The following is a 23,542-nucleotide window of genomic DNA, read 5'->3' on the forward strand; positions in this document are numbered from 1 at the left end:
AATATAATAAAAGCTACATGATTTTGCAGCTTTTGTTTTGATGATTTGTATTGTGTCTTATTGTTGCGGGCACGGATTCTAAATCCATAATATTAATCTTTATAAATTGCTAATCTTATTTGATTATAGCTATTGTTTCTATCTCCAAATCTAAATAAATAGGCATTTAATTCTGAAGTTTTCCACTTTATATCATCGCGGAAAGTTTCGTCGTTTCTAATTTTACTGCTTTCAATTTCTTTTGAAGCTGCCTGACCAATTTTGTCGGAAACTTTTTTTTCAATGGCAGCGAATATTGCTTTAAACTTTCCACTTTCGACTTCTGCCGTATCCGCGACATTCCATTCATATAAAATTAGTTTGACATCACCTTCTTTTGTGTAGTAATAGGACTTTGCTAATTCAATTGATTTTTCAGTTGCTACTTCAAACTCTTTCGGAATTACAAAATTATGATCTTTAAAATCTTTCAAAAAATGCTTTTATAGCATCACACGTTTCATAGTCTTCATTTTCTAAAGCTGCTTTATAAATTTTTCTCAAGCTTTCAATCGGCGGGTTTATTTTACTTAATGCATTTATTGTTTCTCCACGATAGCGCGGATTTGCAATTCGTGCCCGCAAAGATTGGTTTGTGTTTTGTAAATATAAAAAAGCTACATGATCTGTATTAGCTTGTTTTTGATGATTTGTATTGTGTTTTATTGTTGCGGGCACGGATTGCAAATCCGCGCTATCGGGTATTGGGTGTCGGGAGACGTCGCACAGCGATAAGAACACTTCGTATAGCAGGTTGCAAATCTGCACTAATAAATATTTCATTTATTTAATACTGATTTTTATTAAATCATCATTTTTCAAAATTGTAGTTCTTTTAGATTTTAAATTAAAAAGAAATAAAAAGTTTTCTGTTTTGCCAATATATTTGAGACTTCGGTCTGTATAATAAGTCTTTTCTTTAAATAAAATGACATAATTTAATTTATCTTTATTCTCGATAATTTTGTAAGCATCAGTATATCCATACATTACCGTGTATAATATAACGCTTATAGAAATGTATAGTCCAAATGGTAAAGTTAATTTTGTAGAAGATAAAAATATGCGTAAAAAACCAAGGAATATGAACAAACCAACAAATATAATTTCTATAGTTTTAACTGTAGAATTACTGTAATAATAAGAAAGGAAACTAATTAATATTAACGTCAAGATTGCTAAACTTAAAGAAATTTTGCGTTGATTTTTATACTTTATTGGTGTGTCACTTTTAAGAGCTAAATTTTGAGCTCTATTTTGAGCTATGTCAAATAAAGATAGAAAAATGCTAATTCCAAAAATGCATAAATATAGTAATATGTCATCAATGAATGTTGTAATAAATTCTTGTATTCCAATATAATCTACAATTGAAATATTAAATGCTTTATAATAAATAACTAGTTTAATTGAACTACATAATAAGATGAATATACTTCCAAGTGGTAGTAATTGCATCAATTTTTCAATTTTTTCCATATTAATATTGTTTTATATTAAAAATATTATTATTACCTACTGCGCTGTGCGAAGTCTTCCGACTTCGTACAAGTTCCTATATTCCGTTCCAAAATTAATTTTTTTGATTCACTTTGTTGATTATTGGAGTGGGTACGAAGTCGGGAGACTTCGCATAACTATTTGGAGACTTCGTAGAGAGGATTTTTTAATTTAATCAATATTTAAAATTACTTCGACCAGTTAAATTATCTAACATTTTTTTCAAATTACTTTTATTTATGTTTCGATCTTCTAAGCTTTGCATATTATCAACATATTTTTTAAAAATACTCCAATAATAGCTTTCTTTGTTTATACCTGCCCAAAAATTATCACTTTTCCAACAACATATGGCGAAATAGCCAAACATATAGTGTGCAACATCTTTTTTGATTAGTCCAGAATTAACTGCAATAGCAATTTGTTCGTAATAACCTAAAAAATAGTATCTATCTATTAAAGGAATATTTATTAAGTTAATATCGTCATCTTCGAGATAACTGTTTATTGTTATAATTCTATTTTCCGTCATTAATGTTGTTTTGAATTTATCAAAAAGCTCGGCTCTTTTTTGTCTTCCTTGGAGTCTATATTCAATAATTGCTTTTAGTAAGGTACAGAATGTTAAAAGGCCTACAAATGATGAAATCAAAATTGTTAATGTGTCCTTATTGTTTGTAAAAAAAAATGTTATTTCGTTTGATGTCATGATTTAATCAATTTTTTTAGTATAAATTTCTTCTAAAAACTAATTCCCTACGCTGTGCGAAGTCTCCCGACTTCGTACACGTTCCTATATTCCGTTCCAAAATTAATTTTTTTGATTCACTTTGTAGATATTGGGCGGGTACGAAGTCGGGAGACTTTGCACAGCTATTTGGAGACTTCGTGCAGCGGGGTTATGAAAATTGCCAAGATTGTTTGAGTATTTCATCATACAAATGTTCTATTTCATTTATTTTTTTATTAGAGTTTACTTTTAGTTGATTTTTTATATTGTCGCAATATGCTTCTAGTTCATAAAATATTTCCACTTTGCTAAACGCTTCTTTATTTTCACATTTAATATATCTAAAAACGCAATAAGAAAGTAGTTTACCAATATACCATTCTAAGTGATTCCAAAGATTTGAATATTCATTAATAAATTTACCTGAATGAACAATTTGGTTTCGATGTAGATAAATTCGATCTAATTGAAATTTTATTAGCTCTTCTGATGAATTTATTTTGTCGATCCAATATTGAACCTTTATATTATTCTTACCGGTATATTTATCATTTAAATTGCAAAAGTCATTACATAATAGATTAGAATTCTCTTTTATGAGATTAAAAGGATCATTACTTGCATTAAATGTTGTACAAAGCCAATACAAATAGATTTTTAAGCCGTCAGAAGTGTAATTTAGATAGTTAGTGTGAATCCCGATAGGATCAAAACATTTGCCATTTAACCAATTACAATTGGAATACCTTAATGCAAATGATGTGATTTCTCTACCAATTGTACCTACACTTAACGATTTTGATACAAAATGTTGCACATTCATTATATCATTATCTTGCATTCTATATGGTAATAAAGTTTCCAATGATGTCCAAAGTAATGATAAGGAATTTTCAATTGATTTAGATCCTAATGCCAAATTATAATAATATAAACTATCGGATATATCTTCGATATAAGGTATATCGGTTTTATCATTAAAATCATAATCAAATGATTTACTTAATGACTGTAATGTTTCTAATAACGAACTTTTTCTTTTACTTACATTTAGTGGATCAATGTTAAAATTAGATTTTTGAAAGTTATGTTTTGGGGCATCAGTAAATTTCCAAAATACTCGTTCGAAAAAATCATTAAGAGGTGTTAAGTCCATTCGATCTCTAGAAATAACATATTTTTTTAAACAAATCTCATAAAGATTTCTTAGGTAGTTATGGGGATCTATTGTAGAACGTTCAATTTTAAAAAAAACATCTTTATCTCCTTTAAGACGAGGAAATAGATAATTAGTTTTTATGTCTGTATATTTTACAATATTAAAAGGAACAGATTTATTATTTAAATAATCCGAAATAGTCTGTATTTCAATGCTTTTTTCTTTTGTTTTTATTAAAAAAGTGTAATTTGAAAGTTGACTTTTAAATTTACTTACGATTCTTAAAGCAGATTTGTTGCCATTTGCCTTGTCAATAAATCTAAATGAAATATCGCTAATGCTAGTTGTCGAATAACCTTTAAAAATTAAGTATGGAATTAAACAATCAATTATTAAGTCAATTTTTTTAGCGTATCTTTCGAAATTTGTTGATTGAAAATCTATTAAATTTATTTCACTTATAATATTGTTTAAGTATTCAATTTCAAGTCTCTTAGAATTTATTCTGGACTTATTATGAAGATCAGTTAAATCTTTTGCACTTTCTTTGATTTTATTATGATTTACGTTTTTGTAGTACAATACAATATCACCGTGATACTTGTTTAAAATAAAATCATTAATAATGCTTGCTTTAATATTTTCTGACTTAGATTCGTTTAAAAGACTTAGTAGTCGATTAATTGATTTAATACGTTTTAAAGCTAATTGGCTAACTTCACAAATTTCTTCAATTAATGTGTAGCCATTTGATGTTCTATGTCTATTTGAAATTATTTCTTCAAAATCAACTTTTTGTTTAACCCTTTCTATAAAATACTTTGATAAGTCTGTGTGGGAACTATTCCATCCATTTTTTTGTGCTATCCACATATTTTAATTTTTTTAACAAATAAAAAACACAATTGACAATAATGACAAACATCGACTTTATTTTAAATAAAAAACCAAGTAAAAATACCTGATTTATTTAAAATAGTTTTGTTATAATAAATCCTTTTAATTGAATTGTTTTACGGAAAATATATAAAACGAATTATAAATGATTATGAATTTTTTAGCAATTCTTGGTAAAAGTTATATTGTTCAGAAAAATGATTAGCTTTTTGTATATCACTTATGTAATACAATTCATTTACTCCAGATTCAGTTTTTAAATGGATAGAACCATATTCTACAATTGGGATTGTATAATTATTTACAAATCTTTTGTCAGGAGAACCATCTTTGTTAACTCGATACCAAGTTTCTCCAACTATTTTAGTGTCAGCGGGGATATCTTGACTTTCTTCTAAAAATCTAGACACAGAGTAATCTAATTGAAGATCGTTATAATCTAAAATAGCGATATCTTCCTTAGTTTTAAAATAAATGACAAAATTTGGATAGAAATAAAAATCACCTCCATTAAAATTTTCAAATTGAAATGACTTTTCATTTGTTTGGAGACCTTTAATTGAATTGAAAGAGAATTCAACTTCATTTCTTGACATTGACGTTTGTGCAGCAGATTTTGTTTCCATATTTCTTTCGGAATAAGTCATATCCCATATTTTAGAAGAGCCTTTAAGCGTCGTAAATGCACTTATAAGATCAGAGTATTTTTCTTTTAATTTTATGGAACTGTATTCGTAAGTTATGTTTAAATAAGATTCTTTTTCAACTTCTTTAATAGCATCTAAGTCATTTCTATTTTGCTCAACTTCATATGTTAATCTTTGAATTTTCTTTTTGAACAAAAATCTAAAAAAAGATTTTTGCGTTTTGTTAAGCTCCTGAGAAAGAAAATCAAGACTTTTAGAATATTTAATTGCTTCAGTTCCTACCGTTTCTCTTTGAAAATGTAATTTGATGATTTGTTCCCTTATATTTTTAAAATTACTTGAGTTTAATCTTTCAGTATTGAAATCACTTTCAATTTTTCCATACTCTATTTTATTAAATAGCTTGTTTAGGATATTTACTGCTAAATTTTTCCCATCATTTTTAGCATCTTCATACATAGAAGAATCTAAATTTTCTTCGTGATTTGAAAGTACATTTCCTTTTACTGTTAATAATAAATCGGGGTGAGTAAATGTTTTAGACATAATTAATTTTTATGAGATTATTATTTCGGTTTAAAAAGTAAAATTTCTTCGTTTATCAAAATTAAATCCCCTTAAGTGGCTGATTTTACGGAAATCCATAAAAGCCAATTAAAAAATCGAAAATCTCTAGCCCTGATAGAAGTGAAAATCCTTTTGTGCCGGTCCCGAGGCTTCGGGAGGCACAAAATATTGTAACGAATCCCGAAGCGTCGGGAGGAAACAGCTCCCAAAAACCATTATAATTCTGCTAAAAAATCTACCTAAAAAACTCAAAAGCTTTATGATAGAATTTTCCACAAAAATTTCGTAATTTTGCAGTCCAATAAAAGGAATTAGAAAATGTTAGATAGACTTCAATATGTAAAGCAGCGTTTTGATGAGATTTCGGATTTGATTATTCAGCCGGATGTTATTGCTGATCAAAAGCGTTATGTGCAGCTCAACCAGGAATATAAAAGCATAAAAGCTTTGGTTGAAAAGAGAGAAGAATACATTCTTGTTTTAGCCAATATTGACGAAGCAAACGAAATTATTGCTGACGGAAGTGATGCAGATATGACCGAAATGGCCAAAATGCAATTGGATGAAGCAAAAGAGCGTCTGCCTCAGCTTGAGGAGGAAATCAAATTTATGTTGATCCCAAAAGATCCTGAAGATGCTAAAAATGTTATGGTAGAGATTCGCGCCGGAACGGGTGGGGACGAAGCCAGTATTTTTGCGGGAGATCTATTCAGAATGTATACCAAATATTGCGAAGGCATGGGTTGGAGAACTTCTGTTGTAGATATGAACGAGGGAACTTCTGGAGGTTTTAAAGAGGTAATTTTTGAGGTTTCTGGAGAAGATGTTTACGGAACTTTGAAGTTTGAAGCTGGTGTTCACCGTGTACAGCGTGTTCCTCAGACGGAAACTCAAGGTCGTGTGCATACATCTGCTGCTACGGTAATGGTTTTGCCAGAAGCAGAAGAGTTTGATGTACAGATCGATATGAACGATGTTCGTGTAGATTTCTTCTGTTCGTCTGGACCTGGAGGACAATCTGTAAATACGACGAAATCTGCGGTACGTTTAACACACATTCCGACAGGATTGGTGGCGCAGTGTCAGGATCAGAAATCGCAGCATAAAAATAAAGACAAAGCGTTAAATGTATTACGTTCTCGTTTGTACGAACAGGAATTGGCCAAAAAAGAAGCCGAAGATGCTACAAAACGTACATCTCAGGTAAGTTCTGGTGACCGTTCTGCTAAGATTCGTACGTACAACTACGCTCAGGGTCGTGTAACGGATCACAGAGTTGGTTTGACTTTGTACGATCTGGGAAATATCATGAATGGAGACATTCAGAAAATTGTTGCCGAATTACAATTGGTAAACAATATGGAGAAATTAAAGGAAGCGTCTGAAGTTTACTAAGGTTCTGAGGTACTAAATTGCTAGGATTCTAAGTTTTTTAGACTGTTTATAAAGATAAAACCGAACTTTTGTTCGGTTTTTTTGTTTGAAATAAGATAAAGAATCACATTTACCTTTGAATTTCGTCTCTTAAACCTTTGTTTCTTAAAAAAAGAAAGAGCCTTCTTTCTTTTTTATAACTCGCTTATAATCTTATACTTTCATAGAAAAAACTTAACCTACATATGTTCTGGTTAAGTTTTTTTTTTATTTTTTTTATTTGATATTTACGAAACTAATCAACCAATTAAAATTAATTTATGAAGAAAACTTTACTTTTTTGCTTCTTCTTTGGAAGCTTTTTCTATGCCGAAGGGCAATCGTATTTTGGATACAGAGATGATAATTATGCCGGAATTCAAGGTGCAATATTTAATCCGTCTGCGATTGTTGAATCTAAATATAAAGCCGAGATTATTATTTCATCTATTAGTGCAACAGGCCAAAATGATTTGTATGGTGTTAATTTTATTCATGTTCTGGACCGCGGTTATGATCTGGAGACCAGTGCAAATAAACATTTTAAAACCAATAATAAAGGAAACTTTAATATAGATGCCTTAGGTCCGTCGTTTATGATGGAAATTACGCCTAAGCATAGTGTAGCTGTTTTCTCAAGAGTTAGAAGTGTAACCAGTCTTGTCGATATAAACGGTGAGCTTATAGATGAGGTAAATAAAAAAATTGATGGATCTAATAGTTTTTTGATCACTGGTGGCAACCCCAATGCAGTTACCAATTCATGGGCAGAGATTGGAGCCAGCTACGCTACTGTATTGTTAGATCGTGAGGAGCATTTTATTAAAGGCGGTCTTACTTTAAAATATTTGATGGCGGGGGTAAACGGTTATATCAACGGAAGTGATTTGAGTGTAGCATTTAATAGAAATAATGCAAATCCTGCTTTGAGCGAATATTATTCGACTGGAACATTAAAAACAGCGGCAAGTTACGATTATCAAAACGGAGAAAATGCTGGGTTTGATGCCGCTTCGGCTGGTGTAGGTATGGATCTGGGTTTTACGTATGAATACCGTACCAACTGCCATAATTGTGCTGGCAACCGATATAAATTTAGGGTTGCGGCATCTGTGACTGACATCGGTAAGGTTAATTATAAAAATATTGTCGAAAACACATACAATCTAACGGGAAGAGTAACTCAGAATGATATTGATAATGCTGATGATGTTTTCGATTTTTTTGACTCTAATTATACAAAGGTTTCCTCGAGAAAAGGAGTGAAGGCAAATTTACCAACAACTGTACACACCAACTTTGACTGGAATATAGACAACATGTTTTACTTGAATCTTAGCAGCGATTTCGGATTAATTGACGCTAAAAAAATCAACGCCGCCACAATCGCAAATTCGGTTACATTTACGCCAAGATACGAAACCAGGCAGTTTAGTTTTTATCTCCCAATTACCTGGATGGAATACAGCGGTACACAGATAGGAGCCGGATTTAGAGCTGGACCATTATTTATTGGTTCCGGATCTCTTGTTTCTAATTTTGTTTCCAACAACTCCAAAGCAATTAATTTGTATGCAGGTTTGAAGATTCCAATTTATAATTGAAAAGGGACTGAGGTGCTAAAATCTTGAGGGATTTATCATATATAAAAAAACGAGAATCTGAACAAAGTTCGAATTCTCGTTTTTTAGTCTTAAAACCTCAGTGCCTAAGCACCTAACCTTAAAAATATATAGTGAAGTATTAACTGATTAACCGTTTTTTAAGAACGTATAAACGAGTTAGATACCTAGAAATACTCTCGTAAATTCAAAACATTTATATATGTTAGAGTAAATGGTCACACCATTTTTGATAATTATTGTATTTAACTTTTCCATAATGCATGTATTTAAGTCAGACAATTACTCTTGCGATGATTCGTATTGTAATGATTCTTCTTTTTGTTCATTTTCTTCGTTTGAAGATTCAGAAGATTCATGTGGTTTAGAAACTAAATTGGTTACAATAAGCTGTAATACAGATCCTAATATGCCTTTGAACATAGTGTCGCTTTTGCCGACAATAAATCTTTTGGCAAGATATCCGATTCCGATGCTCATTACTGATTGTGCCAGATTACTTTTGAAACCGATTGTTTCGTTGATTTCTTCGACCGTATTGCGGATAAGATTTAGAGGTTTCAAATTTTCTTTGATATCATCGATCTCATCTTTTATTGCACACCATTCCTCATCTTGTCGATTTTCTAGTAACTGAATCCTCTGATTTAAGGTATTAATGTCATAAATAGTTCCCATAAGAATATTTTTAATATATAAATCAGTTTTTAGTTTCTTCTTTTAAAATACTGGAAACAATCATGTTTCCAATTGGAGTTTTAATGATTCTATGCTGTGTTTTATGCAAAACCACGGCTACAATTAAGTAGAAAAGCGCCATGGCAAAAAAGCCGTAATAATACTCACCAAGCAGTTTTCCCAGCCATAAACTAATCCCTATATTAAGGAATAGGGTAAAAAATGCAACAACAGCTCCAACCGCTATTCTTGATGTTACTGTAGACAGTGCGTCGGCAGCGGCTGCGATAGTTTTAAGTTTAATTAATTCTAAACTTGTTTTAGCATAGTCTTCTGCCTTCTCATAAAGATTAAGATTTTCATTTGTTGTTGCATTTGATTCCATGATATAGGGTTTTATGGTTTGAAAAATTCACTTTTTAGTAGTTCGTTTTTACAGCTTTAGCTTCGTCTTTAATAGTATTAAAGTCTTCTTTTGCAGCGTTGAATTTAGCTTTTCCTTCTTCTACAAGTTCTTTCCCGTTTGAAGTAATTGTGCTGATGATTCCGTCTACTTTACCTTTTAGATTATCTTTGTAATCTTTAGATTTATCTGTGATTTTTTTACGTGTATTTGAACCTTTATCTGGTGCAAATAATACTCCTAAAAATGCTCCCGCCGCTGCGGCTCCTAAAATTCCTAATACTGTTGTGCTAGTTTTCATAATGATTGATTTTAATTGATTAATATTTAATAGTTTGTTGATTTTAAATGTCTCGACCTTTGATAAGTCTGAATAAGATCGCAATAATGGCAATTACCAATAAAATGTGAATAATACTTCCGAGGCTGTAAACAAAGAATCCTAAAGCCCAAAGAATAACTAATATTACTGCGATTGTGTATAATAAGTTTGACATGGTTTTTATATTATATGGTTAATAATTAATTGTTGATTAATTTAATTTATATGATAAGTATAAAGTTAAATTGCTGTTTTTTGCGTCTGGAGCTGTGTAAGTTTGTCCTAATACAGTTCTTTCTTTACCAACTGTTGTAAGACCGTAGTTGTAACGAATACCGATGCTAACTGGGCTAAAGTCTACTCCAACACCTGCAGCGATACCAGCGTCAAATTTGTTAAGGTCATCTCTGTCAATCTCTTGATCAAAATCTACATCACCGCTTCCTGTAACTTTAGAACTTACTAAGTATGATGCATATCCACCGGCCTGAAGATTAAAGTTTTTAGTAATGTTTACTCTTACTAACAATGGAACTTCGATATAGTTTAATTTGAATTTAGTGTTTCCAGATGCAAAAGCATTATTGTATTCTAATTCAGCTCCTTTTGTAGTGAATAAAATCTCTGGCTGGATTGCAACAAAATCTGAGATTGGTAAAGTTGCATAAACCCCTGCGTTAAATCCGTATAAAATATTATTGTCATCAACGTCTTCTCCGCTTCCGTATAAGTTAGACATGTTGAATCCTCCCTTTACACCAAACTCGGTATTTACATTATTGTCTTGAGCGTGCAGCATTCCGAATGAAGCTGTTAAAAAAAGTGTTAAGGCGCATAAAAAATTTGTTTGCATTTTCATAGTTAAAAATTTTAGTTAATTGAATGATTAATTTGGCATTTATATTATTTTTTAAAACTCTCCGTTTCTCGTAAGAGTTTGTATTGATCAGGTAAATACTGTAAAACAAGTTTTAAAATGGGCTGATCATCTGTTTCTTTAGAGATTTTTTCCAGCAATACAATCTGCTCTTTTATAGATTCTGTAACAGAATTCAAATAAACTTCTTCGCAGTTGGCATTATTGGCATCGATCAAGTCGTAAAGGTCTCTTTTGTGTGCTGCATTTATTTCTGTAATGACCACCATCCTTTTATTGGCTAGTTTTTTTACTTCTTGCTGCAGTTTTTCCTGATGATCTGCAATTTTTCGGCTTAATTCTAAGATCGTATTTTCTGAACATTTTTGTTGTGCAATTAGACTTTTAGAAATAATTGAATTACTCACATTTGCCGTCTGAATAAAAAAATAAGCTTCTGTTTCTTCAGTTTTATTTTTATTAAAAACACCGTTTTTAAGAGAAGTGTCAATCGGGTTACTTTCTTTGCAAGAAGCTGTAAAAAGTATGATTGTCGATATGATTATTAGTCTTAAAATTTGTGCTTTTAAACGGTAAGCTGTTTTCATTATTACTTCATAAAGTATTACATTACAAAGATGCTAACGAATGAAAGATTTTTCTTTACAGCATAAAAAAGAAACGTTATATAATTCCCATAATGGATTTATATAACGTTTTTTGAGTAGTTTTTTTGAATGATTTATTCCGGCAGAAACACCGTAAACACTGAGCCTTTGCCCGGAATGCTGTCTGCAGTAATGTACCCTTTATGGTTCTCGGTTATCTTTTTGCAAATGGCCAATCCGATTCCTGTACCTGGATAATCTGTCTTAGAATGGAGACGCTGAAAAAGTACAAATATGGTTTCTTTAAATTGAGGATCGAATCCCATTCCGTTATCCGTAAAAGTAATTTTATGGAATTTTTTAATCGACTGATCTAAAATTTCAGGATAGTCAGAAGAGTCTATTTTTTCGCTTTCAATTGTAATTTTCGGAATATTATCCGGCTGGCTGTATTTTAGCGAATTTCCGATTAAGTTGATAAAAAGCTGTTCGATCTGATACGGAATAACTTCTAGTTTAGGAAGTTTTCCTGCTGTGATTACTGCTTCTTTTTCAGAAATGACTTCCGCCAGTTCAGCTTCAGCATTAGATAATAATTCTGTAAGAGCGGTTTTTATAAATTCTTTCTTGGTAGTATTGGTTCTGGAGAATAAAAGTAAGTCGTCTATTAAAACACGCATTCTTTTTGCAGAAGCCTCTATTTTGATGATGTAGTTTTTGGCACTGTCAGACATTATATCTTTATCAGCATCTGAAACTCTCGATATAAAGGTCTGAATTTTTCTAAGCGGTTCTTGTAAATCGTGGCTGGCAACGTGATTAAAAGAAGCCAGTTCTTTGTTGCTTTTTTCTAATTCTCTGTATCGGTCCTGAAGTTCGATATTTAATAAATGCTCGTCTGTGATATCAAAATTAATTCCGAGTAGAATTTTACTTCCCTGCTGATCGGTCAATAATTTTCCTGTAGATTTAAAATACCTGATTTCTTTGGTGGGCAGTAAAATCTTGTAATATACAAAAGGAAGTATTTTATTGTTTAGAATTCCCTCCATAGAAGATGCCACAATATCTTTGTCATCAGGATGTACAAAGTTTAAAAAGGTTTCCTGTTCCGGAACAAACGAGTGAGGCTCGTAACCTAATAAACGATATTGATTGTCTGAATAATCTATTTTATTAGAATCTAAATCCCATTGCCAGGTGCTGAATTTTCCAATAATTTCAGATTCGGAAATGAGACCGTTTGAGATAAGAAGCTTTTTGTTGAATATTTTTAATCGTTCAATATCACGGCTGATTTGTCTGTATGCTAACAAAATAAAAGATAAAGCAACCAGAAACAATAAAATCGAAAACAGCGGACTTAAGGAAATTTCGTCATCATAGATTTTAAGCCTGTTTTTTAAATACGTCTGTTCAATATCATTCATTTCGTCTACCTTAAAACGAATGTTATCCATTAAGATGCGCCCGCTAAACATATAATTGTCTAGTTTCCTCTTATCATATGTTTTGGGATCGCTGTATTTTAAACAATATTCAAATGAGTTGAAACGCTGAATGATCAGCTTAAAGAGATTCTTAAGATTTTGCTGCTGTTTAGGATTATCAGCAGTTAATTTTTTTAAATTAATAAATGATTTATTCACCTTATCGCGAGAGTAGATATAAGGTGTTAAGAAACGGGCATTTCTCGTAATAATATAACCACGCTGACCAGTTTCGGCATCTTTTATTGCAGACATTAAGCGTTCCAGCTGAATGTTTATTTCATACGTATGCATAACCACTTTACTTGAGTCGTTCAAGTCCTGGTTATGTCGGTAAGCAATAGAAGAAAGAAATAACAGAATGAAAACTGCGATTACAAAAATAACTCTCAATGAGTTTGAAGAATTAAAATTTGGTATCCATTTCATTAGTATGCATATTATTTGAGTCGCAGCAAGAAGTTATCACGGTTTAACCCTGAGGTATGATAATGCCAATTTACTGTCACAACTTCATTAATTATTTTTTTAAGCGTATTAAAGTCGCTTGGCTTTTTAATATAAATATTGGCTCCTTGTATAAAAGTATCTTCAATATCTTCTTCAGAAGATGAAGTGGAGTAAATCGCGATGATGATATCTTTTAGTCGATCTGTTTTTTTTATTTCGACCAAACATTCTTTACCTGTTTTCTTAGGCATGTTCAAATCCAGAAATAAGATATCCGGAAGTTTATTATCAGGATTATTTAAGTGATCCATCAGCTGCATTCCGTCATGAACAAAATCAACATTAGTTTGTATCTTGATTTCCTCAAAAGCGTCTTTAAAGAAAAGACGGTCATCTTCATCATCATCGGCCAATAAAATATATAATGCGTTTTTCTGCATTTTAGTGTAGGTTTTTGGTTTTTATTTTAAATTTTCTCTTCGTTTCTTAATAATGCGCTGAAAAGCAGACGGCGTTATTCCGGTTGTGTTTTTAAACTGTGTGCTCAAATGCGCAACACTTGAGTAATTAAGTAAAAAAGCAATTTCGGTAAGGCTCATTTCATTAATAATGATTAATTGTTTTGCCCTTTCGATTTTTTGTAAAATTATGAAATTTTCTATAGAAGAGTAAGTAACTTCAGAGAAAACATTTGACAAATAACCGTAACTGTGATTGAGCTTTTCTGCCAGAAAAACAGAACTTTTATAGTTGTTGCTGTCATCCATAAAGACCAATTCTATAATTGCATCTTTTATTTTTTGAACGAGTACACTTTTTTGATTTTCAACAATTTCAAAACCACATGGACTCAATTTGGTTTTTAAATTATCTAAGGCGTCAGCATCAATATTATCATTAATTTCGATTTCTCCAAAGCCCAGAGAAGTAAAGTTTACATTAAGCTGTTCGAGATTTTGTTTTAAATAAAGTGAACAGATCGTGTTTATATCGAACTTTATGAATAGTTTCATTTCTTGTTTTTTGTTTAAAGATACTTATTTTATTTGTGGTTAAAGCTAAATTTGTGTGTAGAATTATGCAAATATTATTTTTTTTGTATTAAATTGTTAAAAAAATACCGTCTAATAATTTGTACTAGACGGTATTTTCTGAATTGAGTTGTAAGGAATTTACAAATCAGACAGAATTTGATGAAATTCTTCTTTTGTTTTACCTAATTTCTGCTGAAGTTTTCCGTACATTTCGTCTTCTTTTCCTTCTGCAAACATTAGATCATCATCTGTAATTTCTGCATATTTTTGTTTAAGTTTTCCTTTTAACTCATTCCAATTTCCTTTTATTTCTGTAGTATTCATAATAGTAGTTTTTTATGTTTGTTTGAATTGTAAAATTGCAAATTTTGCGTCGTTTTTACTTTACATTTATTTTATTCGACGCTGCATAATTCACATTTTTACACTTGATATCTTCTCAGAATCCAAGCCATTTTTTCGTGTTCCTGCAGTAATCCTGTAATAAAATCTGCAGATCCAAAATCGTTATTGTCTTTTTCAAATACCGGAATATAATCTCTAAACTCAGTCACCATTTGTTCGTGATTGTCTAAAAGTTCTTCCAGCATGTGTTTTTGCGAAGCATATTCTTTTGGAGATTCTTTAAGAGTAGAATTTTCAATAAATTCCTTCATCGTTCCGATTGTTTTTTCTCCAAGCTGACTGATGCGTTCTGCAACTTCATCAATGTTTGCTTCTAAAACACGGTATTGATCTTCAAACAATTTATGAAGTTCCATAAAACTATTTCCTGAAATGTTCCAGTGAAATTTTCTTGTTTTTACATACAAAGTCATTTCATTAGATAAAATTGTGGCTAATATAGTTGCGCTTTTCTTAAGATTCTTTGGTGATATACCAATATTTGGGCTCATAATTATTTGTTTTATGGATTTTTTCAAAGATAAAAACATCACCGATTTGTTTTTTACATAATTTTCGGCAGATGTTACAGGACTTCAATGTCGCGTGTAAATTCGCAAACCAATAATATTATTTGTAATTTTGCCGGACTATCAAAATACAATATGACAACACAACAACTACACGACCAAATTCTTAAAAAAAAATCATTTTTATGCGTTGGATTAGATCCTGATCTAACTAAAATACCGCAACATTTATTAGAGTCTGAAGATCCTATTTTTGAGTTTAATAAAGCCATAATAGACGCCACTCACGATTTAACTGTTGGTTATAAACCTAATACTGCTTTTTTTGAAGCTTACGGTCTAAAAGGCTGGCTTTCGCTCCAAAAAACAATTAATTATATTAACGAAAATCATCCTGATATTTTTACCATTGCCGATGCAAAACGCGGCGATATCGGAAATACTTCGAGCATGTATGCAAAGGCTTTTTTTGAAGATTTGAATTTTGATAGTGTAACCGTTGCACCTTATATGGGAAAAGATTCTGTTGAGCCTTTTCTGGCTTTCGAAAACAAACATACTATCATGCTGGCATTGACTTCTAATGAAGGTGCATTCGATTTTCAGACTTTGACAACAAACGGAAAAGAATTATACAAACAAGTTTTAGAAACTTCTAAAACATGGAAAAACAGCGAAAATCTGATGTACGTTGTCGGCGCTACAAAAGCTGAATATTTTACAGAAATAAGAAAAATTGTTCCGGATAGTTTCTTGCTGGTTCCAGGAATTGGCGCGCAGGGCGGAAGCTTGTCTGAAGTGTGTAAATACGGAATGAATGATAAAGTGGGGCTTTTGGTAAATTCTGCCAGAGCCATTATCTATGCTTCAAAAGGAACTGATTTTGCTGAAAAAGCAAGAGAAGAAGCTTTGAAAGTACAACAGGAAATGGAAGAGATTATTGGTTTAAAGTTTCAGGTTTAAAGTTTCAAGCGGCTTTCTTTGAACATAATTTAACCGCAAAGTTCGCTAAGGCTTTTCGTAAGGTTCGCAGAGAAAATAACTTTGTGTTCTTAGCGTAAATCTTTGCGAACTTTGCAGTTAATACACACTCCAACAACTTGAAACCTGAAACCTGAAACCTGAAACCTGAAACAAAAAAACATGAAACAAATCAAAGACCAGCTGGGAATCCTTCATTCTTTTGAAACCGCTCCAAAACGAATAATTTCGCTGGTTCCTTCGCAAACTGAATTATTATATGATTTAGGTTTAGAAGAAAAAATTATCGGAATTACGAAGTTTTGTGTGCATCCGTATCATTTAAAATCTACTAAAAAGATTGTCGGCGGAACCAAGAAAATTCACTTTGAAAAAATAAAATTACTAGAGCCCGATATTATCATCTGTAATAAAGAAGAAAATACAGAAGAAATCGTAAAGCAGCTTAGTGAAATCTGTCCGGTTTGGGTTACTAATATTGTTTCTGTAGAAGATAATTTTCAGATGATTTCAGACTTCGGACAATTGTTCAACTGCAGAACTGAAGCTCAAAAATGGAACGACAAACTGGCTTTTGCCTTAAACGATTTCAAAAAATATATTCAGGATATCGAGATAAAAAAAGCAGCGTATTTTATTTGGAAAAATCCCTACATGGCCGCAGGAAATGATACTTATATAAATGAATTATTAAAACTGAATCATTTTAAAAACATCTACGAAGACAAAGGCCGTTATCCCGAAATCGAACTCAAAAAAATGCGTCTGGAAGGCGATCCGGATATTGTATTTCTTTCCTCAGAACCGTATCCCTTTAAAGAAGAAGACGCTTTTGAAATTGGCAGATTTACGCACCACGCCAAAACGGTTTTTGTAGACGGTGAAATGTTTTCCTGGCACGGAAGCCGATTATTAAAGGCTTTCGGATATTTTAAAATCCTGCATGAAAGATTAAGAAATTAAATTTCAATTTTATTGAATTGGGGATTTAACCGCAAAGTTCGCAAATTTCTTTATTTTAGAAGCTTTTAAAAGTGAAGGTTCGCAAAGCTTTGTGTATAAAACTTCGCGAACTTTGCGGTAAAATATCCAACTTTATTTAAAATTAATTGAACGAACTTCTAAATTCTAAAGGAGAAACATTGGTTTTGCTTTTAAATAATTTATTAAAAGACTGCGGATATTCAAAACCCAATTGAAAAGCAGTTTCGCTCACACTCAATGAAGTTGTGGTAAGCAGTTCTTTGGCTTTTTCGATGATTTTATTGTGAATGTGATGCTGTGTGCTTTGCCCCGTTAAGGAACGTAACATGTCACTTAAATAATTGGGAGAAACATTTAATTCGTCTGAAATATAGACTACTGTAGGTAATCCAAATTTTTGCACTTTATCACCTTCAAAATAATCAGACAAAAGATTTTCGAGTTTAATTAAAAGGGTATTATTGGCACTTTTTCTGGTAATAAATTGTCGGTTGTAAAAGCGGTTGCAGTAATTAAGGAGTAGTTCGATATGAGAAACCATAACATCCTGACTAAATGGGTCGATCGAAGAGCAATATTCCTGCTCAATGTTTTTCATAATTCCGGTAATCATTGTTTGCTCTTTTTCAGAGAGATGCAGTGCTTCGTTGACAGAATAGGAAAAATAACCGTATTCCTTAATTTTTTTAGCCAAAGCATAATTCTGAATAAAATCAGGATGAATCACTAACATAGCCCCGTAAACAGCAGTATCAACAGAAACTTCAGTCGAGATGACTTGTCCGGGCGACATGAAAGTCATTACGCCTTCGTCAAAATCATAAAAATTTTGTCCGTATTTCATTTTTCCGGTAAAGCCTTTTTTGATGCAAACCGTATAAAAAGAGTAGACAACGCTTTTTAAATTATCATCAAAATGACATGAGATTTTGCTTAAATCCACAAAACTAACCAAAGGATGTTCTGGTTTCGGAATTTTAAGCAAAGCATGCAATTCAGTTATGGACTGTATCGTGTACGGAATGTGGACTTCTTTTTTCATAACAAATATTTAAAGAAATATAAAAAAGGAAAAGCTTTCGTAAAGATAGCTTTTCCTGAGAATTTTTATTGATCGATGCCAGCCATATTAGCTTCGTCATATCTGGCGCCGGTTGAAGTGCCAAGCGGAATGATTTTTTCTAATCGATTTATTTCATCGGAAGTTAAAACCATTTGAGCAGCCGCTATATTTTGCTCTACATATTTTACTCGTTTCGTGCCCGGAATCGCTAAAATATTTTTGGAAGCAATCCACGCCAATGCCAATTGGGAAGCCGTAATATGTTTTTCATCGGCTAATTTCTTGATTTCGTTCACCAGCTCAATATTTTTTTGAAACTGTTCGCCCTGAAATCTCGGAATCGCTTTTCTGAAATCATTTTCAGGAAAATCATCAGGACTTTTGATATCTCCGGAAATAAAACCTCTACCAAGCGGAGAATACGCTACAAAACCGATTTGTAATTCGTTTAACGTATCTAAAATACCAGACTCTTCAACCGTTCTTTCAAACAAAGAATATTCTGTTTGTACAGCAGTCAAAGGATGAATTTTATGTGCTTTACGAATCGTTTCCGATGAAACTTCAGATAATCCGATATAACCTACTTTTCCTTCTTTTACCAAGTCAGCCATAGCGCCAACAGTTTCTTCAATAGGAGTGTTAGGATCTAATCGGTGTAAATAGTACAAATCGATAAAATCTGTTCCCAAGTTTTTAAGCGAACGTTCTACTGCTTTTTTTACGTAATCTTTACTTCCGTTAAATTTCCAGGTAAGCTGTTCGTTATCATCGATTTCGTAACCGAATTTTGTGGCAATAGTATAAGCGTTGCGATTGCCTTTTATGGCTTTAGCAATCAATCTTTCATTGTGTAATGGACCGTACAAATCTGCTGTGTCCAAAAAGTTTCCTCCTAATTCGAGTGAACGGTGAATAGTTGCAATGGCTTCTTTTTCATCGGCTTTGCCGTAAATGTCCATTCCGGCAATTTGTGTCATTCCCATACACCCTAAACCTATATTGGGAACTATAAGTCCCTGATTTCCTAATTTAATTGTTTGTATTGTGCTCATAATTGCTGTTTGATTTTAAATGAAAATTGATACAGCAAAGATCTGGCAGTATTACTTTTATAAAGTATCTAAATCTCGTGTAGTTGTATCCAAAATGAGGTTTTTTGTTTTCTTTTGTTTCAGGTTTTCTTTGTTTTAGGTTTCAGGTTTCAGGTTTCAAGTTGTTGGATTGTGTATTTAACCGCAAAGTTCGCTAAGATTTACGCTAAGAACACAAAGTTAATTTCTCTGCGAACCTTGCAATAAACCTTAGCGAGCTTTGCGGTAAAATTATGTTCAAAAAACTCGCTTGAAACTTTGAAGCCTGAAACCTGAAACGAGGAAAAACATGAAACCAGAAACAAGAGTTTCCATAAAAAAAGAATGCCGGCATCTCGAAGACGCCGGCATCATTTAACTAACCAAAACCAAAATAATAAATAACCAGTTTATTACATTACAAAGATCCGACATATATGAATCTATTGCTGTTAAGGTTTTGTTATTACTTTGTTGGACTAAAGTTAAGATTCTAAAACATGCCGTTCTGAGCTTTTAGCAGCGTTAAATAACTTTTGGTTATTAAAACATAATAACAATCAATTTTGATTATCAATAACGTAAAGATTAGTTTGTATATTTGATAGAACATTAAATATCAGCAATATGGATTCAAACAAAAAATTAACAACAGCAACAGGAACTCCCGTTCCAGACAATCAAAATATACAAACAGCAGGCCCTCGCGGACCAGTTTTGTTACAAGATTTTTGGTTTTTAGAAAAAATGGCCCATTTTGATCGTGAGGTAATTCCAGAACGAAGAATGCACGCTAAAGGATCAGGCGCATACGGAACTTTTACTGTTACTCACGACATTACAAAATATACAAGAGCCGATATATTTTCTGAAATTGGCAAAAAAACAGAAATGTTTGCACGTTTTTCTACCGTTGCAGGAGAAAGAGGAGCAGCTGATGCCGAAAGAGATATTCGCGGTTTTGCTTTGAAATTTTATACCAATGAAGGAAATTGGGATTTGGTAGGAAATAATACTCCGGTATTCTTTTTCCGTGATCCAATGAAATTTCCAGACCTTAATCACGCAGTAAAACGTGATCCAAAAACCAATTTAAGAAGTGCTGATAACAATTGGGATTTTTGGACATTACTGCCAGAAGCTTTGCATCAGGTTACTATTGTAATGAGTGATCGCGGTATTCCGAGATCTTACAGACAAATGCACGGATTTGGAAGTCATACGTTTAGTTTTATCAATCATCAAAACGAAAGACATTATGTGAAATTTCACTTTGTAACGCAGCAAGGAATCGATAATCTTTCTGATGAAGAAGCAGCGAAATTAGTTGGAGGCGATCGCGAAAGCCACCAAAGAGATTTATTTGATGCTATTGAAGAAGGTAATTTTCCAAAATGGAAAATGTTCGTTCAGATCATGACCGAAGAACAAGCAGAAAATTATCGTTTTCACCCTTTCGATTTGACTAAAGTTTGGTTGAAAAGCGATTTCCCGTTAATTCCGGTAGGAGAATTTGAACTAAATAAAAATCCTGAAAACTATTTTGCAGAGGTAGAACAAGCGGCTTTTAATCCGGCACACGTTCCTCCTGGAATTAGTTTTTCACCAGATAAAATGCTTCAGGCGCGTTTGTTCTCTTATGGAGATGCACATCGTTACCGTTTGGGTGTAAACAATTTTCAAATTCCGGTAAATTCATCCAGATGTCCTTACAATACTTTTCATAGAGATGGCGCCATGCGCGTAGATGGAAATAATGGATCTAAAAAACATTATGAGCCAAATAGTTTTGGAGAGCTGCAAGAACAGCCAGAATTCAAAGAACCGCCATTAAAACTTCATGGAGATGCGTACGCGCATAATTTTAGAGATGATGATAATGATTACTTTACGCAGCCAGGTTTACTTTTCCGTTTATTGACAGAAGAGAAAAAACAACTTTTGTTCAAAAATACTGCAGGACAGGTAGGAGGAGCACAGCCATTTATCCAAATCCGCCACATCAGAAACTGCTACAAAGCAGATCCTGCTTACGGAGAAGGCGTAGCAAATGCACTGGGTCTGACAATGGAACAGGTAAATAATTTTTCTGATCCAAGATTGTTGATTGAAGTGAGGTAAAAAAAAGGTTCTGAGGTGCTAAGGCGCTAAGGTTCTTGATTTAAAATTAAACCCGACAGGTTTCAAAGCCTGTCGGGTTTGTCTGCTTTATAATCTTTTATTTAAACTGGACTGAAGTCCAGCTCTACAATATCATTTGTTTCTTCGGAACTATAAAAGAGCCTTTGGCTCGAACTATATTGCAGGGCCGGACTTCAGTCCGGTTTATATAATTTCAATTAAGAAAACTTAGCATCTTAGCAACTTAGCATCTTAGTATCTTAGAAAAAAACCTTAAGAAAAAACAACTGTTTTATTACTATAAACCATTGTCTTACGCTCAGCATGAAGTTTGATAGCTCTTGCCAAAACAATACGTTCCAAATCTCTTCCTTTCATAATAAAATCTTCTACAGAATGTATGTGTGAAACTCTGGCAATATCTTGTTCAATAATTGGACCTTCATCTAATTCTTCGGTTACATAATGACTTGTAGCTCCAATAATTTTTACGCCGCGTTTAAAAGCAGAATGATAGGGTTTTGCACCCGGAAAGGCAGGTAAAAAAGAATGGTGAATATTGATAATTTTATTCTCGTAAAGCGAAATCAACTTTGGCGTAATAATCTGCATGTAGCGCGCTAAGACAATAAAATTAATCTGATATTTATTTAGCAGTTCAATCTGTTTGGCTTCGCCTTCTTCTTTGTTGTCTTTTGTAAATGGCACACAATGAAACGGAATATCAAAACGCTCTGCAATAGATCGCAAATCATTGTGATTGCTTATAATTACGGGAATTTCAACGCTTAATTCACCAGCACTGTAACGACCCAAAATATCAAACAGACAGTGATCGTATTTAGATACAAACAAAGCCATTTTTGGTTTCTGTTCCTGATTATATACATCCCATGACATATCAAAATCTACAGCGAGAGTTTGGTTAAACTCTTCTTTTATAAGATCAAGACTACTATTCTGATTATTAAATTCGCATTCAAGACGCATAAAAAAAACATTTTGTTCCACATCTACATGCTGGTCAATGTAAGTAATGTTTCCTTCAACTTTTGCAATAAAAGTAGTCACTGCAGCAATAATTCCTTTTTGGTCTCTGCAATGAATCAGAATAGTTATTTTTTGCATTTTGGTTTATTAGTTAATCGGTTAATTGCTGCTCTTTTTAATCGTTTAGCGCTTGATTGTAATTGCGATTACTCCACTAAACGATAAAAAAGTTTAACAGTAAAAATTATTTTTTATCCTGCATAGCAAATACTTTTTGCAGTAAAGGTGTCGTTCTTGCATTAATATTAGTACGAATATCTTTTTCTTCAACAGCAATCATTTTAAAAACCCCTGCCAAAGCCTGATTCGTAGTATAGTCTGTTAAATCGGGATTTACTTTTTTCACTAAGGGAAGCGTGTTGTATTTATTGATGATGTTTTTCCAAACCACATCGGCACCCACTTTTTCGAAAGAACTTTTAATCACCGGATTAAACTTCGTGTACAAAGCAGCATTGGTGCCTTTTTGTAAATAGGTAGTTGCAGCATTTTCACTTCCCAACAAAATATTTTTAGCATCGGTAAAAGACATATTTTTTACAGCCGAAACAAATATTGGAGTTGCTTCTTTTACAGCATCTTCCGCTGCGCGGTTCAGCACTTTAATTCCTTCGTCTGCAAGAGAGCTTAAACCTACTTTACGTAAAGTAGCGTCTACTTTTTTTAATTCTTCCGGCATTAAAATTTTTACAGCTTCATTTTTATAAAAACCATCTTCGGCGGTCAATTTACTCACTTGCTGCGTAATTCCTTTGTTTAGAGCTTCTTTTAATCCAGAAGCAATATCAACGCCTCCAACTGCTGTAATTTGAGTGGATAACTTTGCAAGTTTTTGAGCTAAAGTTTCTTTTACTTGAGCATATGAGCTGAGAGAAAATACAAGCGATAAAATTAAAATCTTTTTCATTAGGCAGGTTTTATTAAGTTTCAAAAATACTACT

At 32.5% G+C, this 23,542-nt stretch carries 26 protein-coding genes; 5 read left to right on the top strand and 21 right to left on the bottom strand.

Going from position 1 to position 23,542, the window contains the following annotated elements; genetic code table 11:
• Positions 1-92: 92 nt before the first annotated feature.
• The 6 genes from B0A68_RS11495 to B0A68_RS11520 form a co-directional block, all read right to left on the bottom strand.
• Positions 93-473 carry a hypothetical protein gene (locus B0A68_RS11495; RefSeq protein WP_035684224.1) on the bottom strand — a complete coding sequence of 127 codons (381 nt, stop codon included), beginning with the start codon at positions 471-473 and terminating at the stop codon, positions 93-95.
• Positions 460-822 carry a hypothetical protein gene (locus B0A68_RS11500; protein WP_123947498.1) on the bottom strand — a complete coding sequence of 121 codons (363 nt, stop codon included), beginning with the start codon at positions 820-822 and terminating at the stop codon, positions 460-462. Before B0A68_RS11500 ends, B0A68_RS11495 begins: the two co-directional genes overlap by 14 nt.
• Positions 823-1,518 carry a hypothetical protein gene (locus tag B0A68_RS11505; protein ID WP_035684220.1) on the bottom strand — a complete coding sequence of 232 codons (696 nt, stop codon included), beginning with the start codon at positions 1,516-1,518 and terminating at the stop codon, positions 823-825.
• Positions 1,519-1,714: 196 nt separating this feature from the next.
• Positions 1,715-2,248, bottom strand: a complete 534-nt coding sequence (locus tag B0A68_RS11510; RefSeq protein ID WP_051892561.1) for a hypothetical protein — start codon at positions 2,246-2,248, stop codon at positions 1,715-1,717.
• A gap of 190 nt (positions 2,249-2,438) precedes the next feature.
• Complete coding sequence (locus tag B0A68_RS11515) at positions 2,439-4,301, bottom strand: hypothetical protein (protein WP_035684217.1); 1,863 nt, start codon at positions 4,299-4,301, stop codon at positions 2,439-2,441.
• Between the two features lie 173 nt (positions 4,302-4,474).
• Positions 4,475-5,518: a hypothetical protein gene (locus B0A68_RS11520; RefSeq protein WP_035684214.1), complete on the bottom strand. Its 1,044-nt coding sequence runs from the start codon at positions 5,516-5,518 to the stop codon at positions 4,475-4,477.
• Positions 5,519-5,857: 339 nt separating this feature from the next.
• On the opposite strand from B0A68_RS11520, the gene prfA reads away from it, so the two are divergent.
• Positions 5,858-6,934, top strand: coding sequence for a peptide chain release factor 1 (gene prfA, locus B0A68_RS11525; protein ID WP_035684212.1), 1,077 nt, complete (start codon positions 5,858-5,860; stop codon positions 6,932-6,934).
• Between the two features lie 299 nt (positions 6,935-7,233).
• The gene (locus B0A68_RS11530; RefSeq protein ID WP_035684209.1) at positions 7,234-8,556 is read left to right on the top strand and encodes a DUF5723 family protein; all 1,323 of its coding nucleotides are present in this window, start codon (positions 7,234-7,236) and stop codon (positions 8,554-8,556) included.
• A gap of 300 nt (positions 8,557-8,856) precedes the next feature.
• Here B0A68_RS11530 and B0A68_RS11535 read toward each other — a convergent pair whose 3' ends face one another.
• From B0A68_RS11535 to B0A68_RS11580, 11 genes are all read right to left on the bottom strand, one after another.
• The gene (locus B0A68_RS11535; RefSeq protein ID WP_035684207.1) at positions 8,857-9,252 is read right to left on the bottom strand and encodes a hypothetical protein; all 396 of its coding nucleotides are present in this window, start codon (positions 9,250-9,252) and stop codon (positions 8,857-8,859) included.
• A gap of 22 nt (positions 9,253-9,274) precedes the next feature.
• Positions 9,275-9,637 carry a hypothetical protein gene (locus B0A68_RS11540; protein WP_035684205.1) on the bottom strand — a complete coding sequence of 121 codons (363 nt, stop codon included), beginning with the start codon at positions 9,635-9,637 and terminating at the stop codon, positions 9,275-9,277.
• A 34-nt stretch (positions 9,638-9,671) separates the two neighbouring features.
• Positions 9,672-9,956, bottom strand: coding sequence for a YtxH domain-containing protein (locus B0A68_RS11545; protein ID WP_035688077.1), 285 nt, complete (start codon positions 9,954-9,956; stop codon positions 9,672-9,674).
• 43 nt (positions 9,957-9,999) lie between these two features.
• The gene (locus B0A68_RS24330; protein WP_117600455.1) at positions 10,000-10,152 is read right to left on the bottom strand and encodes a lmo0937 family membrane protein; all 153 of its coding nucleotides are present in this window, start codon (positions 10,150-10,152) and stop codon (positions 10,000-10,002) included.
• Between the two features lie 36 nt (positions 10,153-10,188).
• Positions 10,189-10,836: a porin family protein gene (locus B0A68_RS11550; protein WP_035684202.1), complete on the bottom strand. Its 648-nt coding sequence runs from the start codon at positions 10,834-10,836 to the stop codon at positions 10,189-10,191.
• Positions 10,837-10,880: 44 nt separating this feature from the next.
• On the bottom strand, positions 10,881-11,441 hold the full coding sequence (locus tag B0A68_RS11555; protein ID WP_035684200.1) for a DUF4142 domain-containing protein: 561 nt from the start codon (positions 11,439-11,441) through the stop codon (positions 10,881-10,883).
• 134 nt (positions 11,442-11,575) lie between these two features.
• Entirely contained in the window at positions 11,576-13,360 is a 1,785-nt protein-coding gene (locus tag B0A68_RS11560; RefSeq protein WP_035684198.1) for a sensor histidine kinase, read from the bottom strand.
• 11 nt (positions 13,361-13,371) lie between these two features.
• Entirely contained in the window at positions 13,372-13,821 is a 450-nt protein-coding gene (locus tag B0A68_RS11565; RefSeq protein WP_035684196.1) for a response regulator, read from the bottom strand.
• Between the two features lie 21 nt (positions 13,822-13,842).
• Positions 13,843-14,394, bottom strand: a complete 552-nt coding sequence (locus B0A68_RS11570) for a helix-turn-helix domain-containing protein (protein WP_035684194.1) — start codon at positions 14,392-14,394, stop codon at positions 13,843-13,845.
• A gap of 159 nt (positions 14,395-14,553) precedes the next feature.
• Positions 14,554-14,739 carry a CsbD family protein gene (locus tag B0A68_RS11575; RefSeq protein WP_035684192.1) on the bottom strand — a complete coding sequence of 62 codons (186 nt, stop codon included), beginning with the start codon at positions 14,737-14,739 and terminating at the stop codon, positions 14,554-14,556.
• A gap of 98 nt (positions 14,740-14,837) precedes the next feature.
• A complete protein-coding gene (locus B0A68_RS11580; protein ID WP_035684189.1) occupies positions 14,838-15,311 on the bottom strand; it encodes a Dps family protein in 474 nt (157 codons plus the stop codon).
• A gap of 153 nt (positions 15,312-15,464) precedes the next feature.
• Between B0A68_RS11580 and pyrF the strand changes: the two genes are divergently transcribed.
• Positions 15,465-16,292, top strand: a complete 828-nt coding sequence (gene pyrF, locus B0A68_RS11585; protein ID WP_035688074.1) for an orotidine-5'-phosphate decarboxylase — start codon at positions 15,465-15,467, stop codon at positions 16,290-16,292.
• Between the two features lie 180 nt (positions 16,293-16,472).
• Positions 16,473-17,273, top strand: a complete 801-nt coding sequence (locus tag B0A68_RS11590; protein WP_035684186.1) for an ABC transporter substrate-binding protein — start codon at positions 16,473-16,475, stop codon at positions 17,271-17,273.
• A 142-nt stretch (positions 17,274-17,415) separates the two neighbouring features.
• Here the strand turns inward: B0A68_RS11590 and B0A68_RS11595 are convergent, their stop codons facing one another.
• Complete coding sequence (locus B0A68_RS11595; RefSeq protein WP_035684183.1) at positions 17,416-18,336, bottom strand: helix-turn-helix domain-containing protein; 921 nt, start codon at positions 18,334-18,336, stop codon at positions 17,416-17,418.
• A gap of 65 nt (positions 18,337-18,401) precedes the next feature.
• Positions 18,402-19,412, bottom strand: a complete 1,011-nt coding sequence (locus B0A68_RS11600; RefSeq protein WP_035684178.1) for an aldo/keto reductase — start codon at positions 19,410-19,412, stop codon at positions 18,402-18,404.
• 645 nt (positions 19,413-20,057) lie between these two features.
• On the opposite strand from B0A68_RS11600, the gene B0A68_RS11605 reads away from it, so the two are divergent.
• The gene (locus tag B0A68_RS11605; protein ID WP_035684175.1) at positions 20,058-21,551 is read left to right on the top strand and encodes a catalase; all 1,494 of its coding nucleotides are present in this window, start codon (positions 20,058-20,060) and stop codon (positions 21,549-21,551) included.
• A 273-nt stretch (positions 21,552-21,824) separates the two neighbouring features.
• On the opposite strand, the gene purU is transcribed toward B0A68_RS11605, so the two are convergent.
• Both purU and B0A68_RS11615 read right to left on the bottom strand, forming a co-directional pair.
• Entirely contained in the window at positions 21,825-22,679 is an 855-nt protein-coding gene (gene purU, locus B0A68_RS11610; RefSeq protein WP_035684172.1) for a formyltetrahydrofolate deformylase, read from the bottom strand.
• 106 nt (positions 22,680-22,785) lie between these two features.
• Entirely contained in the window at positions 22,786-23,508 is a 723-nt protein-coding gene (locus B0A68_RS11615) for a DUF4197 domain-containing protein (RefSeq protein ID WP_035684170.1), read from the bottom strand.
• Positions 23,509-23,542 lie beyond the last annotated feature (34 nt).

The organism is Flavobacterium reichenbachii (genome assembly GCF_002217435.1).
Lineage (GTDB): Bacteria > Bacteroidota > Bacteroidia > Flavobacteriales > Flavobacteriaceae > Flavobacterium > Flavobacterium reichenbachii.

What these genes read in the sequence shown, in the direction of transcription:
- B0A68_RS11500 (WP_123947498.1), bottom strand. Translation starts at nt 822, where the DNA reads ATGAAATATTTATTAGTGCAGATTTGCAACCTGCTATACGAAGTGTTC.
- B0A68_RS11505 (WP_035684220.1), bottom strand. Translation starts at nt 1,518, where the DNA reads ATGGAAAAAATTGAAAAATTGATGCAATTACTACCACTTGGAAGTATA.
- B0A68_RS11510 (WP_051892561.1), bottom strand. Translation starts at nt 2,248, where the DNA reads ATGACATCAAACGAAATAACATTTTTTTTTACAAACAATAAGGACACA.
- B0A68_RS11515 (WP_035684217.1), bottom strand. Translation starts at nt 4,301, where the DNA reads ATGTGGATAGCACAAAAAAATGGATGGAATAGTTCCCACACAGACTTA.
- B0A68_RS11520 (WP_035684214.1), bottom strand. Translation starts at nt 5,518, where the DNA reads ATGTCTAAAACATTTACTCACCCCGATTTATTATTAACAGTAAAAGGA.
- prfA (WP_035684212.1), top strand. Translation starts at nt 5,858, where the DNA reads ATGTTAGATAGACTTCAATATGTAAAGCAGCGTTTTGATGAGATTTCG.
- B0A68_RS11530 (WP_035684209.1), top strand. Translation starts at nt 7,234, where the DNA reads ATGAAGAAAACTTTACTTTTTTGCTTCTTCTTTGGAAGCTTTTTCTAT.
- B0A68_RS11535 (WP_035684207.1), bottom strand. Translation starts at nt 9,252, where the DNA reads ATGGGAACTATTTATGACATTAATACCTTAAATCAGAGGATTCAGTTA.
- B0A68_RS11540 (WP_035684205.1), bottom strand. Translation starts at nt 9,637, where the DNA reads ATGGAATCAAATGCAACAACAAATGAAAATCTTAATCTTTATGAGAAG.
- B0A68_RS11545 (WP_035688077.1), bottom strand. Translation starts at nt 9,956, where the DNA reads ATGAAAACTAGCACAACAGTATTAGGAATTTTAGGAGCCGCAGCGGCG.
- B0A68_RS24330 (WP_117600455.1), bottom strand. Translation starts at nt 10,152, where the DNA reads ATGTCAAACTTATTATACACAATCGCAGTAATATTAGTTATTCTTTGG.
- B0A68_RS11550 (WP_035684202.1), bottom strand. Translation starts at nt 10,836, where the DNA reads ATGAAAATGCAAACAAATTTTTTATGCGCCTTAACACTTTTTTTAACA.
- B0A68_RS11555 (WP_035684200.1), bottom strand. Translation starts at nt 11,441, where the DNA reads ATGAAAACAGCTTACCGTTTAAAAGCACAAATTTTAAGACTAATAATC.
- B0A68_RS11560 (WP_035684198.1), bottom strand. Translation starts at nt 13,360, where the DNA reads ATGAAATGGATACCAAATTTTAATTCTTCAAACTCATTGAGAGTTATT.
- B0A68_RS11565 (WP_035684196.1), bottom strand. Translation starts at nt 13,821, where the DNA reads ATGCAGAAAAACGCATTATATATTTTATTGGCCGATGATGATGAAGAT.
- B0A68_RS11570 (WP_035684194.1), bottom strand. Translation starts at nt 14,394, where the DNA reads ATGAAACTATTCATAAAGTTCGATATAAACACGATCTGTTCACTTTAT.
- B0A68_RS11575 (WP_035684192.1), bottom strand. Translation starts at nt 14,739, where the DNA reads ATGAATACTACAGAAATAAAAGGAAATTGGAATGAGTTAAAAGGAAAA.
- B0A68_RS11580 (WP_035684189.1), bottom strand. Translation starts at nt 15,311, where the DNA reads ATGAGCCCAAATATTGGTATATCACCAAAGAATCTTAAGAAAAGCGCA.
- pyrF (WP_035688074.1), top strand. Translation starts at nt 15,465, where the DNA reads ATGACAACACAACAACTACACGACCAAATTCTTAAAAAAAAATCATTT.
- B0A68_RS11590 (WP_035684186.1), top strand. Translation starts at nt 16,473, where the DNA reads ATGAAACAAATCAAAGACCAGCTGGGAATCCTTCATTCTTTTGAAACC.
- B0A68_RS11595 (WP_035684183.1), bottom strand. Translation starts at nt 18,336, where the DNA reads ATGAAAAAAGAAGTCCACATTCCGTACACGATACAGTCCATAACTGAA.
- B0A68_RS11600 (WP_035684178.1), bottom strand. Translation starts at nt 19,412, where the DNA reads ATGAGCACAATACAAACAATTAAATTAGGAAATCAGGGACTTATAGTT.
- B0A68_RS11605 (WP_035684175.1), top strand. Translation starts at nt 20,058, where the DNA reads ATGGATTCAAACAAAAAATTAACAACAGCAACAGGAACTCCCGTTCCA.
- purU (WP_035684172.1), bottom strand. Translation starts at nt 22,679, where the DNA reads ATGCAAAAAATAACTATTCTGATTCATTGCAGAGACCAAAAAGGAATT.
- B0A68_RS11615 (WP_035684170.1), bottom strand. Translation starts at nt 23,508, where the DNA reads ATGAAAAAGATTTTAATTTTATCGCTTGTATTTTCTCTCAGCTCATAT.